The sequence below is a fragment of the Bacillus kalamii genome (genome assembly GCF_047238185.1).
Classification (GTDB): Bacteria; Bacillota; Bacilli; order Bacillales; family DSM-1321; genus Bacillus_AD.
In genome coordinates, this window is sequence record NZ_JBDFMI010000006.1 from 856,673 (window position 1) to 872,982 (window position 16,310).

Genomic DNA, 16,310 nt, shown 5'->3' on the forward strand with positions numbered 1-16,310 from the left:
TTCTTTGACAGTGTCCCGTTTTATGCTTTCCGGGGATAAGCGGGCGTTTTCCACAGTAGTGGTTAATCAAGTGCAGATTGGCTTGACGCCCGAGACTTGCCGGCTAGTGAAACGATCCCGATTAAAATGGCTGCTAAGACTAGATAAATAAGCAGGATAGCCATATTGCCCCATGCCGAACTGAGATTATCCAAGGATATGAGGGCGCGGAAGCTATCGATTGAATAGCGCATCGGCAGCCATGCACTTAGTGTGCGCAGGCCTTCAGGAAGCATGGCGACAGGCAAGCTTGCCCCTGTAGTGGATAATTGAAGGACAAGGAATGCAACAGCAAGAAAACGACCGATGTTTCCGGCAAGTGCGATCAGGAAGAAGACAATTGCTAAAAACGTAATACTGGCTACAATCGCAAAAATCATCAAAAGAAGGCCATTGGTGACATTTAATTTGATAAAGAATAAAGTAAAAGCACTCATGACTATAGCTTGTATAGCAGCAAGCCCAGCCAATTTAGAGAATGTGATTCCAAACCATTTCAAAGCAGAGATTTCACTGTCTGCCGGTCTTCTGATGTCAAATAATAAGGTCAAAATAAGTACGCCTACAAAAAGGGCAAGAGACAGGATATATGGAGCATTAGCATATCTGTACATCGGAAATGAATGAATGGTTTTACCCTGAAGTTCAACAGGGGAGGCGAACATTTGAATATTATTATCGTTCACGCTCAGCTCATTGACCCGATCTCCGCCGCTTTTTAATCCGGAAGCCAGTTGCATACTGCCGTCTTCCAGCTGGCCAATGCCCGCATTCACTTTTGTGACACCATCTGTAAGGGCTGTCCATCCGGTTTTAACAGTTTGGTTCCCGTCATTTACTTGAACCATGCCCGTATTTAATTTTTGGGCGCCGTCTGTAAGCGTTTTCCATCCGCTGTTTACTGATTGGTTTCCATTGCTGATTGTTGCCATTCCGTTATCCAGTGTAGCGACAGAAGAGGTTAACTTATTCCAAGAACCCGTTAAGGAAGCGTTTCCATTTGAAAGCTGGCCTGCTCCGTTTGCTAATTTGGAAGAACCCTGTACGATTTGTGTTTGTCCTTCTACTAATTTAGCAAGGCCTCCATTTAATTGTGCAGCTCCTGGAACGGCCTGTGCAAGACCTCCGGCTACTTGATCGGCCCCTGCTTTCAGCAATCCGGACTTATCCTTTAATTGATTCAATCCGCCTGCTAATTGTTTACTGCCTGTGAGCAATTTTTGGAAGTCTGGGCTGGCAGCCAAAATCGGCCCCAGTAAAGGATGTTTGGCCATTTGTTCAAGCCCAGCCGCAATTTGCTGTGCTCCCGGTTCCAATTGGGTTCCGATAGCGCTGGCGGCAGCGCCTACTCCATTGGCTAATTCTTTGCTTCCCGGGGCTAATTTGGATAAGCCGTCATTTAAAGCGCTGCTTCCATTTTGAGCAGATTTAAGGCCGGATAGAACCTGGCCTGATCCTGCCTGAAGGGAATTGGCACCTTTCTCAAGTTCCTTTGCACCGGCGGCAAGTTGATTGATGCCTCCTGATCCTCCGCGCAATGCTTGCAACAATTGGCTTGTTCCGTTTTTGGCCTGAACAGTCCCAGCAGCCAATTTGGAGATATCGGATGTTTTCGACTGAAGAGATTGAAGCATTGTGTTTGTGCCATTTTTCAATTCATTTGTTCCGTCAGCCAATTTAGAGATATCAGCGGATTTTGTTTGGAGAGACTCAAGAATCTTTCCTGTTCCGTCTTTTAATGTAACTGAACCTTCATGGAGTTTATTGGAGCCTTCTGCGCCGTCAGTAAATCCGGATGCTACTTGTCCCAGTTGTGCAAACATGTTCTGGGCGTAAGTTGCCGTGATTTTGTTGGCTAATTGTTCCCGAATTTTTTCAGTGGCACTCTTGGTGACTTGAGCTGCCATGAAATGCAATCCTTCATTTTGAGTGTATTTCAGTTCGGGAATGGTCGGATTGGCTGTTAATACGGTAGTGACTTTCTCTGAAAAATCTTTAGGAATTTCGATGACCATATAATAGTCTAAGTTTTTCATGCCTTCTTTTGCTTCTCGGGCACTGACGAAATCCCATCCCATTGTCTTGTTCTGCTTTAAATCAGCTACTAAATCTTTTCCGACATTGACCGGTGTATCGCCTGACATAGCACCATGATCTTCATTGACGACAGCGACAGGCAAATTGGACAGGTTGTCGTAAGGGCCCCAGGAAGGTGTTAAAATAATGGCTGCAAAAATGAGGGGAACCAGGATAGCGGCAATGAGCGCAATCATCACGCCTTTCCTATCTTTCATTCTAGCTAATGATACAGCAGAATCTTTCATACATAACCTCCAATATATTTAGTTTTTGGTTAAGAGTAAAATGAATGACCATTCATTTTACTCTTAATTATATAATATTCTGAATAGTATATAAAAAACCTCTTTTTATTCATCAAATTTTTTCTGTTTTAGACAAAAAGCATGTCTAATGCACTAACACCAAAGTATGGCGAACATATAAAAGGCGATAGATTAGAAGAGATTTTTTCATCAAGTTAGCTTTATTCACACTGGTATCATATTGCTGTTTTTGGATTAATACAGGAAAAGTGCTTGTTCCCGCCCTTCATTAAAGGACTATCGACAGGTTATATGCAGAGTGCGGCAAGGTATGATTGATGCTTGTTGGAATTGCGGTAGTGGTTTTAGCTGGGCACTATTTTTACCGTTATTTGAAAAGTACTTGTGTACGAGGATTACAATTCCCTTTTTGTGGTAAATCTTCTAAAAAGGAGATGACGAATATGGATGATGAAAAAACAATTTATTATATTAGTATACAAAGTGGGGAGATTTCAGAGCAAGCTGGAGAAGCAGATAGCCAGTTCTGTATTGTAGCAACGCAAAAGGAATATCAAGATTTGCAATTATTGTCCAACCAATTGTACGAAAGTGATGTGAAAACGTACGGAAGGTCGCAGATTCCCTTTTTGGAGTATCATCATGATCCCCAGAACGATGAATACGATCACCGATTGATTAAACTATATAGCAAAATATATGAACTGGGGGATGAAGAGACCAAATCCCATATCGGAGCGATGGGCATCCTGGAAAAAACCTCACTGAATAATGAAGATACCTTTTAATAGTGGTGCAAAAAAAACAGTTTTCAAATGAAAGCTGTTTTTTTGATATAGTGACCCAATCCGGGAAAGAAAAAAGTTTTAAAAACATTCGCTAAAACCATTGACAAGCGGTAATGATAATCATTATCATTTATAGTGTAGTTATATTCTCAATATTGGTAAGTAAGGATAAGAATAAGATTTCGCGAAATCATAGAAGATTTATTTTTTTTGCTGATAAATGAGAATGATTATCTTTTGAAGAGAAAATGTCATCAAATGGCAGGTTGTTGAAGAGAGGATACTTATGAAGAAGAGATACTTACTTGTGGCATTGATCCTATTATCATTTATAAGCATCTTCATCGGAGTGAGTGATGTATCTCCCTTGGATTTGTTCAGCTTGAGCGATGAACAAGCTGAAATTCTATTGATCAGCCGATTGCCCCGGCTCGTCAGCATAATTGTGGCAGGAATGAGTATGAGTCTTGCCGGATTGATTATGCAGCAGTTGACAAGGAATAAATTTGTTTCGCCGACAACGGCGGGAACAATGGACTCCGCCCGGTTGGGGATTATGGTGAGTATGCTTGTTTTTACATCGGCTTCCCAAATGGAAAAGGTGATTGTCGCTTTTGTTTTTGCATTGGCGGGCACACTTATTTTCATGAAAATACTCGATAGGATAAAATTCAAGGATGCGATTTTTATTCCTCTTGTAGGCTTGATGTTCGGTAATATCGTGAATTCGATTACCACGTTTTTTGCCTATAAACACAATCTGATCCAAAACATGTCTGCATGGCTGCAGGGGGATTTCTCCGGCATTATGAGAGGCAGATATGAAATGATCTATATTTCGATCCCTTTGATGATAATTGCTTATTTATTTGCCAATAAATTCACAGTTGCAGGGATGGGCGAGGATTTTGCCTTAAATCTGGGACTGAAATATAAGAGAGTAGTCAATACCGGCTTGATTTTAGTGGCAATGATTACAGCTGTTGTGATCCTGACAGTCGGGACAATCCCTTTTCTAGGGCTGATCATACCGAATATCGTTTCAATCTATAAGGGAGATCATCTGAAGAATAATCTTCCCCACACAGCTCTGTTGGGGGCAGTGTTTATACTTGCTTGCGATGTGCTCGGCCGTTTGGTCATCTTCCCATACGAAATTCCGATTGGAATGACAGTCGGTGTGATAGGCAGTGCCATCTTTGCTTACTTGCTATTAAGGAGAAAGGCCTATGAATGATAAAGCAAAACTGGGATTAGTGGCAATGATTGCTGTTGTCCTGATAGGAGTGTTCATGTTTACGGAAATGGGCAACTACCCGGATTATGTGTTGCCAAGGCGCGGATATAAGATGCTGGCGGTTGTTCTGACAGGTACATGCATCGCTTTTTCAACAGTCGTCTTCCAGACCATCACAAATAACCGTATATTGACACCGAGCATCATTGGGCTTGATTCGCTCTATATGCTGATCCAGACGGTGCTGATTTTTGCATTCGGGTCAACAACTTTAACGGTAGTTAATAAAAATGTCAATTTCCTGATAACAGTCGTTCTGATGATTGTGTTTGTCGGCTTCCTATACAGGTTGCTTTTCAAGCGTGAAGGGCAAAATCTCTATTTCTTGCTTTTATTGGGGCTGGTCTTTGGGACACTCTTTCAAAGCGCTTCCACCTTTATGCAAGTCCTTATCGATCCGGATGAGTATACAAGAATTCAAGATAAAATGTTTGCGAGTTTCAATAACGTGAATACAGATTTATTAACCATTTCCATTATAGGAGTGGTGGCCATTGCCTTATATTCATTGAGATTCATTAAATATTTGGATGTACTGGCACTGGGAAGGGAGCAAGCCATTAACCTGGGAGTCCCTTATGACTATGTGGTTAGAAGGCTGCTTGTTGTTGTAGCGGTCCTGATTTCCATTTCAACCGCATTGGTAGGCCCGATCACATTTTTGGGCTTGCTTGTCGTAAATGTAGCCTATCAATTCATTAAGACATATAAGCATACGTATTTGATCCTTGCTTCTGTATTAATCAGTATTGTTTCTCTGGTCGGCGGCCTTTTGTTGGTGGAGAGAGTATTCACTTTCTCCACTACACTGAGTGTCATCATTAATTTCATCGGTGGCATTTACTTTATATACCTTCTACTAAAGGAGAATCGGACATGATAGAAGTAGCGAATGTAACGAAGTTGTATGGTGCGAAAAGTGTTGTGGATGATGTTACTGTCAGCATTCAGAAGGGGAAGATCACGTCTTTCATCGGACCGAATGGCGCCGGTAAAAGTACGTTGTTGTCGATGATCAGCCGTTTGATTGCCAGAGATACTGGCGAAGTGTTGATTGAGGGCAATGATATAGGCAAGATCAAAAGCAATGAACTTGCCCGCAAAATTGCAATCCTAAAGCAATCGAACCATATCAATGTTCGTTTGACTATTCGCGAGCTTGTATCGTTCGGGAGATTCCCATACTCCCAGGGCCGTCTCAAGAAGGATGATTGGGAGAAGGTAGATGAAGCCATCGCATATATGGAATTGACGGATCTTCAGGATAAGTATCTGGACCAACTCAGCGGCGGCCAAAAGCAGCGGGCATACATAGCAATGGTCATTGCCCAGGATACAGAGTATATTCTGTTGGATGAGCCGCTCAATAACCTGGATATGAAACATTCCGTCCAAATCATGAAAATCCTTCGCCGGCTTGTAAATGAATTGGATAAGACGATTGTGATCGTCATCCATGATATCAATTTTGCCTCCTGCTATTCCGACTATATTGTGGCATTGAAGGACGGCAGGATCGTAAAGGAAGGACCGGCCGATGATATTATCAATTCGGATGTACTAAGAGAAATTTATGATATGGATATTGCTATACAAAATGTAAATTGCCAAAAAATATGCGTATATTTTACGTAAATAATGGACAGAGGTGCAGAAAATGAAAAAATCGTTAATAACGATTATGTTTGCTCTATTTACACTACTATTGGCGGCATGCGGCACGCAGGAGAAAGCCGATGGCGAGAAGAGCAGCGGCAGCAATGGAGAACAGAAAGAAATAACGGTTAAGCATGATTACGGCACGACAAAAGTGAAAGTGAATCCGAAAAAAGTCGTTGTATTCGACTTTGGTACTTTGGATACTCTTGATAAATTGGGTATTGAAGTGACAGGCGTCCCTAAACAAAATATCCCATCCTATTTGAAGCAATATAACGATGATAAGTATAAGAATGTCGGCGGCTTAAAGGAACCTGATTTTGAAGCAATCAATGAAATCCAACCTGATTTGATCATCATTTCTGGAAGACAAGCAGATTCATACGACCAATTCAGTGAAATTGCCCCTACTATTTATATGGGGGTCGATACGAAGAAGTATATGGAATCATTTAAGAAAAATGTAGAAACAATCGGCCAAATTTTTGACAAGGAAGACCAAGCAAAAGAAGAATTGGCGAAGGTTGATAACTCTGTGGAAGATTTGAAAGCGAAGGTGGATCCAAGCAAGAAAGGGTTAATCCTTATTTCTGCAGGCGGCAAGATCAGTGCATTTGGTCCTGGCTCACGCTTTGGAATTATACATGATGAGTTCGGTGTAACGCCAGTGGATAAAAAAATAGATAACTCTACACCACACGGCCAAACAGCCTCATTTGAATATGTTTTGAAGGAAAACCCAGACTTCTTATTCGTAGTTGACCGCGATAAAGTTGTACAGGAAAGCGGCAAGGAATCTTCAACAAAGAAAACAATCGAGAATGATTTAGTTAAAAAGACAAATGCTTATAAAAATGGGCATATTGTTTACTTAGATCCTGATTATTGGTATTTATCCGGAGGCGGATTGGAATCTGTCTCTGAAATGGTCAATGAAATTTCTAGCGCCATTACAAAATAAGTGTTGAAAAAAGAGCCCCCCTCTTTTTTTTATAAAAAAACCCGCATCCATATCCCGGATGCGGGTTTTCATGTGGGTAAATGACTGTAAGTCTAGCCAAAAAGGTTTCTGGGAGTAGAAGCTCTCTCGGGCTGCATTGTTCTCCGTCGCCTACACTCGGCAGGCAATGCGGGCTAATTCATCCAATTGATCAAAATGGATGCTTGGCGGCGTCTCTGCCTCATTAAACATCTTTTTTTGGACCATCCGCAATATAAAAGAATCAAAGCGTGTAGCGTTTTGCATCGGCAGCTCTCCGCCCATCACCGCTTTTACCAGAGCATGGCCGGATAACTCTTTCGGGAAGTTCGCTTGAAAGTACTGCTCTGCCTGCTTTTCTACTCCACAACATAGAAATAGGAGCACATTGCGGTTCATTAAAGCTCTTTCATGCTGTGTGATAAATTGCCGGACCGCTTTATGTATCTGCCCAAATCGGATGGGTGTTCCAATGATGATTGTATCCATGTCAGTAAGCGAAGGGTCTGTATTTTCCAAATTGGCAATTTTGGAATCTGGAATTTGTTGTTGAAGATATTCAGCGCATCTTTCAGTCGAACCGTACTTAGTCGCATAAACGATAAAACAACTCATGGAAGCTCACCTTTTTCTTGATAGAATGACTACAGATAAAGCTTAGTATATATTTTTCTAGAATAATTTAAAATGCGTAATTTTTCTTGCGCTGCATGAATCCTTCTGAGCGATGGGAGAAAACTAAATGTGCAGCATCAGCATAAAAACAGTTCGATATTGTTTGAAAAAATGTCGGGAGTGAATACATAAAGAGAATGCGTTCCTTAAAATTAGGATGCATGGAAGAAGAATTATGTGTATCCATAAAATTTGTTGTCGAAATTTAGGAATTTCTATTGAAGTTTTGCAACAATCTTGTATAATTGCTAATGGTAAAAGTAAACTTGGAGTAAGGTAACAATAAACAATAGTTACTCGGGGTTTACTAACTTTAAACAATATTGAGGTTATTTAATCATGCAATTAATCGGCAGGAAAATTAAAAATCTACGATTGAAGAAAGGTTTAACCCAAGAAGAATTGGGAGAACGGACCGATTTGAGCAAAGGATATATATCCCAGCTAGAGAGGGATTTAAGCTCTCCTTCCATTGAAACTTTCTTTAATATCCTGGAAGTGCTGGGCTGTTCACCTAAAGAGTTCTTTAATGAAGAAGACCAGATTCAAAAGGTTGTCTATACGGAAGAAGACCAAACGTGCTTCGAGGATGAAGAGAGGGGCTATCATATCCAGTGGCTGGTTCCGGAATCCAATGAAAAAGAAATGGAACCGATTATTCTTACTTTCCAAAAGGAAGGGGAATACAAGGTGTTTGAACCATCATTATCAGAAACATTCGGTTATGTACTTGAAGGAAAAGTGAAGGTGTATTTAGGAAAAAATGAATATGATGCGAAGGCAGGGGAAGCCATTTACTTCCATGCTTCGGAGAGGCATCAAATTGTCAATAGAAGCAGTGGCCAATCGCAGTTAATTTTGGTGGCTACCGATTCATACTTATAATCCGATATGCCCTTACCAGATGGAGAATACCGAGAAAAGGAGACTACAATGACAGAGCAAAGCATTATTCGATTTGAAGGCGTCACTAAACAATATGATGACGACCCTCCCGTATTAAATGAAGTGAATTTTGAAATTGAGCGTGGCAAGTTCTACACACTCCTTGGCCCGTCCGGTTGCGGAAAGACAACGATTCTTCGCTTGATTGCAGGTTTTATCAGCCCTTCCAGCGGTAAAATCTATTTTAATAACAAGCTGATCAATAAAGTTCCCGCGAATCAAAGGCAGGTTAACACTGTATTCCAGGATTATGCCCTTTTTCCGCATTTGAATGTGTTCGAGAATGTAGCGTTCGGCCTGAGAATCAAAAAAATGAAAAATAGTGCCATTACCCAAAAGGTAAAGGAAGCTTTGAAGTTCGTTAACTTGGAAGGATACGAAAACAGAGAAATCAGCGAAATGTCCGGCGGTCAAAGACAGCGCGTCGCCATTGCCAGAGCAATCGTAAATGAACCTGAAGTTATTCTGCTCGATGAACCGTTATCGGCATTGGATTTGAAATTGCGGACTGAAATGCAATATGAATTGAGAGAGCTTCAGCGCCGTCTCGGGATTACATTTATTTTCGTTACTCATGACCAGGAAGAAGCGCTTGCCATGAGCGATGAAATCTTTGTTTTGAACAAAGGCAATATCGAACAAAGCGGTACGCCTATTGATATTTACGATGAGCCGATTAACCGTTTTGTGGCCGATTTCATTGGTGAATCAAATATCGTCAAAGGTAAGATGATCGAGGATTATTTAGTGGAATTTACCGGAAAACAGTTTGAATGTGTAGATGCCGGGTTGAAGCCCAATGAAGCCATTGAAATAGTCATTCGCCCCGAAGACCTGGAGATTACACAGCCGGAGCACGGAAAGCTTCAGGTGAAGGTGGATACTCAATTATTCCGCGGAGTCCATTACGAAATCTCTTGCTATGATAAAGATGGCAACGAATGGCTTGTCCACTCAACCAAGAAAGCTTTGGTGGGCGAGGAAATAGGACTGTTCTTTGATCCGGAGGCAATTCACGTCATGCGTCCAGGCGAGACGGAGGAAGAATTCGATGCGCGTCTGGAAGCCTATGAAGAGGCTGACCATGAAGATTAATCGATACCTATACTCCATTCCATATTATTTATGGATTTTGATGTTCGTCATTGCGCCTATTGCTCTCGTTGTCTACTTTTCGTTTTTTGATATTGAAGGCAGCTTTTCACTCGTTAATTATCAAAAATTCTTTACGCCTGTTTATTTAAAGATGGTCTTGAGCTCATTTTGGTATGCTTTTTTGATCACGGTGTTTTCATTATTGGTCGCATACCCAACTGCATACTTGCTGACCAAAACAAAGCATAAGCAATTATGGTTATTATTAATTATTTTGCCTTCATGGATCAATTTGTTGTTAAAGGCATATGCATTCATCGGAATCTTTGGCACGTATGGTCCTATCAATTCATTTTTTGATATGATCGGCATCGGTTCAAAACAGATTATGTTTACAGACTTTAGCTTTATTTTTGTATCTGTCTACATTTTCATACCATTCATGATTCTGCCGATTTTCAATGCGTTAGAAAAATTGAATCCATCCTTGCTGTCTGCGTCACTTGATCTTGGGGCATCGAATTGGATTACATTCAAGCGTGTCGTCTTCCCTTTGACAATCGAAGGGGTCAAGGCAGGCTGCCAAGCTGTATTCATTCCGTCGCTTTCACTCTTCATGATCACAAGATTGATTGCCGGGAACCGGGTCATTACATTGGGAACTGCTATCGAGCAGCATTTCCTTGTGACCCAGGATTGGGGAATGGGAGCCACCATTGCCGTATTTTTAATTATTGTCATGTTTATCATCATGGGCGTGACTGGGAATCGGAAGCGGGGGATGAAACATGAAAAAAAATAGTAAGCTATCTACTATTTATTTGTTTGTTGTATTCTTCATACTTTATGCGCCGATTTTCTATCTGATGTTCTATTCGTTTAACAGTGCCGGCAACATGACCGGATTTGATGGATTCACATTGGACTGGTATAAAGAGGTGCTGCAGGATACACGCTTATGGATTATTGTCTTGAATACATTGGTCATTGCCTTATTATCCTCCGCTATTTCGACTATCATCGGCGTATTGGGAGCTTTGTCAATCATGTATGTAAAGAATAATAAAGCAAAAAACACCATTCTTTCGTTGAATAATGTTTTGATTGTAAGCCCGGATGTAATTATCGGTGCTTCCTTCCTGATCCTATTCACGATTATCGGAATTAAGCTTGGATTTGTATCCGTGTTGATGTCCCATATCGCTTTTTCCATACCGATTGTTGTCATCATGGTATTGCCGAAACTCCAGGAGATGAGCACTTCCTTGATTGATGCTGCAACCGATTTGGGAGCGAGCAAATGGGATGTCTTATCGAAGGTCATCATCCCTTATATTACGCCTGGGATTTTTGCGGGTTTCTTTATGGCGTTGACGTATTCCCTAGATGATTTCGCTGTTACATTCTTTGTGACAGGCAATGGATTCTCTACACTGTCAGTTGAAATCTACTCACTGGCAAGACGGGGAATATCCTTGCAAATCAATGCATTGTCAACTTTGATTTTCCTATTTACAATCGTGTTGGTCATCGGATATTACTTTATTAACCAACGCAATAATCGCCCGAAAGTGGGTGTGAAGAAATGAAACAATTGACTAGAGTATTCATACTTGTTTTTGTCATCTCATTTGGGGCACTGTATGTTATCCATCATCTTAATGCCTCGGAAGGGTATTCCGGAGATAAAACAGTGACCATTTTTAACTGGGGGGACTATATCGATCCTGATTTAATCAAAAAATTCGAGAAGGAAACAGGCTATAAGGTCATTTATCAGACATTTGATTCCAACGAAGCAATGATGACAAAGATCGAGCAGGGAGGAACCACTTTTGATATTGCGGTTCCGTCGGAATACGCCATTTCAAAAATGAAGGAAGAAAAACTGCTCATTCCCATCGACCATAGCAAGCTGCCTAATCTGAAGAATATCGACAGCCGTTTTATGGATCTTCCTTTTGACCAGAAAAACAAATATTCAATCCCTTACTTCTGGGGTACAGTCGGTATTGTATACAATAAAGAGATGTTGCATGGAAAAACGATCACCAGCTGGAACGACCTTTGGGATAAAGACCTGAGAAACAAAATTCTCCTAGTGGACGGAGCGCGTGAAGTAATGGGAATGGGGCTGAACAGCCTGCATTATTCATTGAATGACCGCAATAAAGCCCATCTGGTCCAAGCGAAAGAAAAGCTTGATAAAATGACTCCGAATGTCAAGGCGATTGTCGGTGATGAAATCAAAATGCTGATCGCCAATGAAGAAGCTGCTGTTGGGGTTGTTTGGTCAGGGGATGCTTCCGAAATCATGAGCGAAAATGATAAGTTGGATTATGTAGTGCCGAAAGAAGGATCCAATCTTTGGTTTGATAACATGGTTATTCCGAAAACAGCGAAAAACCTAGATGGCGCGTATGCGTTCATGAACTTTATGCTTGATCCGAAAAACGCCGCTAAGAATACCGAATATGTGGGATATTCAACACCAAATAAAGCGGCATTGGCGTATTTGCCGAAAGAGATTTCCGGCGATAAACGGTTCTATCCGAATCCGGAATTGACCGATAAATTAGAGGTCTATGAAAACCTCGGTAAACGGATGCTGGCTTATTATAATGAGCTCTTCCTTGAATTCAAAATGCATAGTAAATAAAAAACGTGAAATATGCGGTTTTCAATTAAAAAAACATCAACTGCCCAATGGACAGTTGATGTTTTTTACTGTTTGCATTCATTGCAATAATGGACAATCGCATTCTTCATAAAGGCGGCCAATCCTTTCTGATAACGGTCTATATTGGCGGTGAAGCGCTCGTCATCCACATACAAATCTGCCAGGCCGCGGAAGATTTCCAATGTGCAGTCATAGAAATGGCCGCTTATATATTTCCTCCATTCGGAAGCAGCCGTCTGTGCCTCGGTTGAATCGTGGCCAAGAGGCATAGCCTTAACAAAAAGGAAGTAGATCTGCTCCATTTCATGCTGGATGGATTGCCAATCTTCTTGTTGATAGGAATTTGTTTTTTTCTCAGTTTCCGTTATCGCTTCTTCACCATAACGGTCGATCGCTTCCTGGCGATATTTCTTTTGGTGCTTTTCTATTTCTTTCATGCTGAATCCTTTGAATAACTCTTTTTCACTCATAGCAGTCTCTCCTTTAGTATGGTCGAGAGTGAGATCGATTGTTGATATCATGGATTGAAGCCTTGCAACTTTCTTTTCCAAAAGCTCCCGATGCTGGTGGAGGGCCTTTTCTCTATCGAAGGATGGACTATGGATGATCGCTTTGATTTCCTGCAAGGGGAAACCGATTTCCTTGAAAAAGAGAATTTGCTGCAATGTTGCGAGGTTGTCAGCAGAGTATAACCGATAGCCTGATTCCGTCAATGTATCGGGCTTCAGCAATCCGATGGCATCGTAATGGTGCAGTGTCCGTACGCTTATATCGGCAAGGGCCGCCAATTCGCTGATTCTATACAAATCAATCACCTCCTGATTTAATCGTAAGCTATGACGTTGCGTTAGAGTCAAATATTTTTTTGAAAAGGTCCTTGAATGTTTAGTAGGGCCTATAGGGATTACCTTGCTGCATGCTAAAGGCGAAAAAGAACCTATGTCTGCCGCTGGCGAATGATACGGAGAGACCGTTGGGCTTCTTTTCTAATGGTCGACTGGCTATCTTGTTTTGCTATCAATGTTAATGTATGGAGAATGTCTTCGCTATAAAAGCTTTCGAAAGCTCTGACCACTTTCCAGCGGATAACGGCATCATCCTTAAAGAGTTCTAAGCAAGCCGCTAAGGCGGCGGCAATTTGCGTTTCGGTTTCGGAGCTGATTTTATTATGAAAACAGATGAATCCTATTGCATCGATCGCTTCGCTGACGGCAGAGGCGCGGCCGGTTTTGAGAACATTGAGAAGAACAAGGAGAATTTCCGGCCCCATATGAGAAAGAGTTCTGGCAATAATATCTCTCGGCAAGGGATAGCCTGTTTTTTTGGAAGGCTCCGCGGGCAGGCAGGTGTGCTGGTTCGAGCCTATTTTTCCAAGATAAGCTACCATTCTTTCGGCAGAAATGATGCCGCCTTTTGATAGGGCTTCGCATAAAGCAAGCTTTGTATACAGTTTGTCTTCCTGTTTGAGAGATTGGAGAAAAAGGATGATTACATCATCGTTTAATCCATCGTTTTCAACCAATTGTGTGATGGCGATGGTCCTTATATGCGCTTTAGGCGAAGCAAGCAGTGCCGTTAATTCTTCTTTTGTATAATGGGTAAATGGCTGTAATTCTGCGGGTGTAACCTTGCCTCGCGCCAGTAACTGAGCATGGGAACTTTTCATACGTACCTCCCCGGTGGAATAGTCTATAAAAAGAAAGCCTGAAGCAGGATTCCAGATTCCTATGCTTCAGGCTTTCTATGTGTGTAGCGTATTACATCTTTCTCATATGGTCGGCAACAAATTCAACATCTGTCCCAACAATAACTTGAAGATCTGTTTTGTTTAGTTTGATGACACCTTTAGCGCCGATTTTCTTAAGTTCAGCTTCGTTGACTTTACCCATATCATTTACTTTCAAACGCAGGCGAGTCACGCAGTTGTCAATATTGCTTAAGTTTTCTTTGCCGCCAAGAGCTTCCATATAACGGGCGCCAAGAGCCGCATATTTATCTCCGCCGCCATTTCCTTCCTCATCCACTTCAATTTCATCCGCTTCATCTTCACGACCAGGAGTCTTGATGTTGAACGTACGGATCAAGAAGTAGAATAGAACAAAGTAGATCACTCCATAAATGATACCGATCAATAATAGCAGCCAAGGCTTAGTAGCGATGTTGAAGTTCAGTAAGAAGTCAATACCGCCGGCACTGAATGTAAATCCATCCTTAATGCCCAGGAAGGCTGTAAGTGCCATGGATGTACCTGTAAGGACAGCATGGACACCGTATAGAGCAGGAGCCAGGAACATGAATGAGAATTCGATAGGCTCTGTGATACCTGTAATGAAGGCAGTCAATCCAAGTGAGATCAACATACCAGCAGTTGCTTTACGTCTTTCAGGTTTAGCAGTAGCAATCATCGCAAGTGCCGCTGCAGGAAGTCCGAACATCATGATTGGGAAGAACCCTGTCATATATAGACCTGCTGTTTTGTCTCCAGCGAAGAAACGGGCGATATCCCCTTTAACCACTTCGCCAGCAGCGTTCGTGAATGTTCCGAAGTCAAACCAGAACAATGTATTGACTACATGGTGCAATCCGATAGGAATCAATAGACGGTTAACTAGACCGAAGATACCTGCACCGATTGAACCAAGGGAAATAATCCAGTTACCGAATGCGTGGATAGCGTCCTGGATTGGAGGCCATACATAACCGAAAGCAAAAGCAAGAACCAGCATCGTAACAGAAGTAATAATGGGAACGAATCGTCGTCCGCTGAAGAATCCTAAATAATCTGGGAGTTTAATGTTATGAAAACGGTTGTATAAAGCCCCAGAAACAAGACCGGCTATAATACCGCCAAGTGCACCCATATTAATATCAGGATTGATTGCTTGTGTGCCATTTGTTAAAACTAAATAACCAACTACCCCGGCAAGACCAGCGGCACCACTGTTGTCTTTTGCCCAGCCGACGGCGACGCCGATGGCGAATATAAGAGCTAAGTTTGCAAAGATCGCGTCCCCAGATTTCGCAAGGAATGGGATGCCCAATAAGTCATCTTGTCCAAAGCGAAGGATCAGACCTGCTGCAGGAAGAACTGCGATTGGAAGCATCAATGACTTACCAATACGTTGTAAGAAACCTAACATAAGTTGTTTCCTCCTAAAAATAAGTGTTGCGAAAAACAAATTATAAGAAAAAGTTCGGAGATTTTTCGAGTTGAAAATTCTCAATTTCGCACTGTTTCATTATATCAGTATAAATACTGGTATAGACCGATTATAAACCACATTATATGTCTGTTTTGTGAATTTAAATAAATACATAAATGTAATTATATGAAAATAAAGCGTTACCAATTGTGTTCAATTTGTTAAAACTGTAAGTTTATTATGTGAAAATCATAACAAACAATAAAAATCAAGAATAAAGTTATTGTAATATTATTCCCTTGGTGAAGGAGTTTATGCATAGCAAAATTGAATCGGCTAAATTAAATAAAAAAAGAAGCCCTTGACCTTTTTTTCAGTACATACTATAATTCCGATTATTAATTAATATTGATCGAGCGAGGATAAGATCCCATGTAAGCCAGTCTCCCTGTTAGGAAGAGAATCAGTGGTTGGTGCGAACTGATACAAAGATATGGCCAATTTCAATCTTGGAGCTCTCTTTGCACATATCCCGGGATTGTTGTGTAAAGACGGTTGGAGCCGTTAATTCTTTAAGCGGGAGATATGTTTATCTCCAATTAGGGTGGTACCGCGTGATAAGCCACGTCCCTATCTGAATGATAGAGACGTGGCTTTTTTTATGG

15 protein-coding genes and 1 other annotated feature are annotated in these 16,310 nt (G+C 41.4%); of the genes, 10 read left to right on the forward strand and 5 right to left on the reverse strand.

Translation table 11 applies throughout. From position 1 onward, the window contains the following. Nucleotides 1-62: 62 nt before the first annotated feature. Nucleotides 63-2,363 carry a YhgE/Pip family protein gene (locus ABC357_RS22095; RefSeq protein WP_412889679.1) on the reverse strand — a complete coding sequence of 767 codons (2,301 nt, stop codon included), beginning with the start codon at nt 2,361-2,363 and terminating at the stop codon, nt 63-65. A gap of 464 nt (nt 2,364-2,827) precedes the next feature. Between ABC357_RS22095 and ABC357_RS22100 the strand changes: the two genes are divergently transcribed. From ABC357_RS22100 to ABC357_RS22120, 5 genes are all read left to right on the forward strand, one after another. Beyond that, entirely contained in the window at nt 2,828-3,172 is a 345-nt protein-coding gene (locus tag ABC357_RS22100) for a hydrolase (RefSeq protein ID WP_412889680.1), read from the forward strand. 286 nt (nt 3,173-3,458) lie between these two features. After that, complete coding sequence (locus ABC357_RS22105) at nt 3,459-4,409, forward strand: ABC transporter permease (protein ID WP_412889681.1); 951 nt, start codon at nt 3,459-3,461, stop codon at nt 4,407-4,409. Next, entirely contained in the window at nt 4,402-5,349 is a 948-nt protein-coding gene (locus tag ABC357_RS22110; protein WP_412889682.1) for an iron chelate uptake ABC transporter family permease subunit, read from the forward strand. Before ABC357_RS22105 ends, ABC357_RS22110 begins: the two co-directional genes overlap by 8 nt. Next, nucleotides 5,346-6,104 (forward strand): iron ABC transporter ATP-binding protein, encoded by a 759-nt coding sequence (locus ABC357_RS22115; RefSeq protein WP_412889683.1) that lies wholly within the window; start codon nt 5,346-5,348, stop codon nt 6,102-6,104. The genes ABC357_RS22110 and ABC357_RS22115 overlap by 4 nt, the downstream gene beginning before the upstream one ends. Before the next feature lie 22 nt (nt 6,105-6,126). Further along, nucleotides 6,127-7,089 carry a siderophore ABC transporter substrate-binding protein gene (locus tag ABC357_RS22120; RefSeq protein WP_412889684.1) on the forward strand — a complete coding sequence of 321 codons (963 nt, stop codon included), beginning with the start codon at nt 6,127-6,129 and terminating at the stop codon, nt 7,087-7,089. 150 nt (nt 7,090-7,239) lie between these two features. On the opposite strand, the gene ABC357_RS22125 is transcribed toward ABC357_RS22120, so the two are convergent. Beyond that, on the reverse strand, nt 7,240-7,722 hold the full coding sequence (locus ABC357_RS22125; RefSeq protein ID WP_412889685.1) for a flavodoxin domain-containing protein: 483 nt from the start codon (nt 7,720-7,722) through the stop codon (nt 7,240-7,242). Nucleotides 7,723-8,121: 399 nt separating this feature from the next. Here ABC357_RS22125 and ABC357_RS22130 point away from each other — a divergent pair, with 399 nt between their 5' ends. Genes ABC357_RS22130 through ABC357_RS22150 form a run of 5 tightly spaced genes read left to right on the forward strand, consistent with a single transcriptional unit; the run spans nt 8,122 to nt 12,481 of the window. After that, nucleotides 8,122-8,667 (forward strand): helix-turn-helix domain-containing protein, encoded by a 546-nt coding sequence (locus ABC357_RS22130; RefSeq protein ID WP_412889686.1) that lies wholly within the window; start codon nt 8,122-8,124, stop codon nt 8,665-8,667. A gap of 48 nt (nt 8,668-8,715) precedes the next feature. Continuing rightward, the gene (locus ABC357_RS22135) at nt 8,716-9,822 is read left to right on the forward strand and encodes an ABC transporter ATP-binding protein (protein WP_412889687.1); all 1,107 of its coding nucleotides are present in this window, start codon (nt 8,716-8,718) and stop codon (nt 9,820-9,822) included. Next, a complete protein-coding gene (locus ABC357_RS22140) occupies nt 9,812-10,624 on the forward strand; it encodes an ABC transporter permease (protein WP_412889688.1) in 813 nt (270 codons plus the stop codon). The genes ABC357_RS22135 and ABC357_RS22140 overlap by 11 nt, the downstream gene beginning before the upstream one ends. After that, nucleotides 10,611-11,411, forward strand: coding sequence for an ABC transporter permease (locus ABC357_RS22145; protein ID WP_412889689.1), 801 nt, complete (start codon nt 10,611-10,613; stop codon nt 11,409-11,411). Before ABC357_RS22140 ends, ABC357_RS22145 begins: the two co-directional genes overlap by 14 nt. Beyond that, nucleotides 11,408-12,481: an ABC transporter substrate-binding protein gene (locus ABC357_RS22150; protein ID WP_412889690.1), complete on the forward strand. Its 1,074-nt coding sequence runs from the start codon at nt 11,408-11,410 to the stop codon at nt 12,479-12,481. Before ABC357_RS22145 ends, ABC357_RS22150 begins: the two co-directional genes overlap by 4 nt. A 65-nt stretch (nt 12,482-12,546) precedes the next feature. Here the strand turns inward: ABC357_RS22150 and ABC357_RS22155 are convergent, their stop codons facing one another. From ABC357_RS22155 to nagE, 3 genes are all read right to left on the reverse strand, one after another. After that, nucleotides 12,547-13,317 (reverse strand): MerR family transcriptional regulator, encoded by a 771-nt coding sequence (locus ABC357_RS22155; protein WP_412889691.1) that lies wholly within the window; start codon nt 13,315-13,317, stop codon nt 12,547-12,549. A gap of 122 nt (nt 13,318-13,439) precedes the next feature. After that, on the reverse strand, nt 13,440-14,168 hold the full coding sequence (locus ABC357_RS22160) for a hypothetical protein (RefSeq protein WP_412889692.1): 729 nt from the start codon (nt 14,166-14,168) through the stop codon (nt 13,440-13,442). A gap of 91 nt (nt 14,169-14,259) precedes the next feature. Next, nucleotides 14,260-15,642, reverse strand: a complete 1,383-nt coding sequence (gene nagE, locus ABC357_RS22165; RefSeq protein WP_412889693.1) for an N-acetylglucosamine-specific PTS transporter subunit IIBC — start codon at nt 15,640-15,642, stop codon at nt 14,260-14,262. A gap of 413 nt (nt 15,643-16,055) precedes the next feature. Continuing rightward, nucleotides 16,056-16,280 (forward strand) — a binding site (T-box leader). The last annotated feature ends 30 nt before the right edge of the window (nt 16,281-16,310 follow it).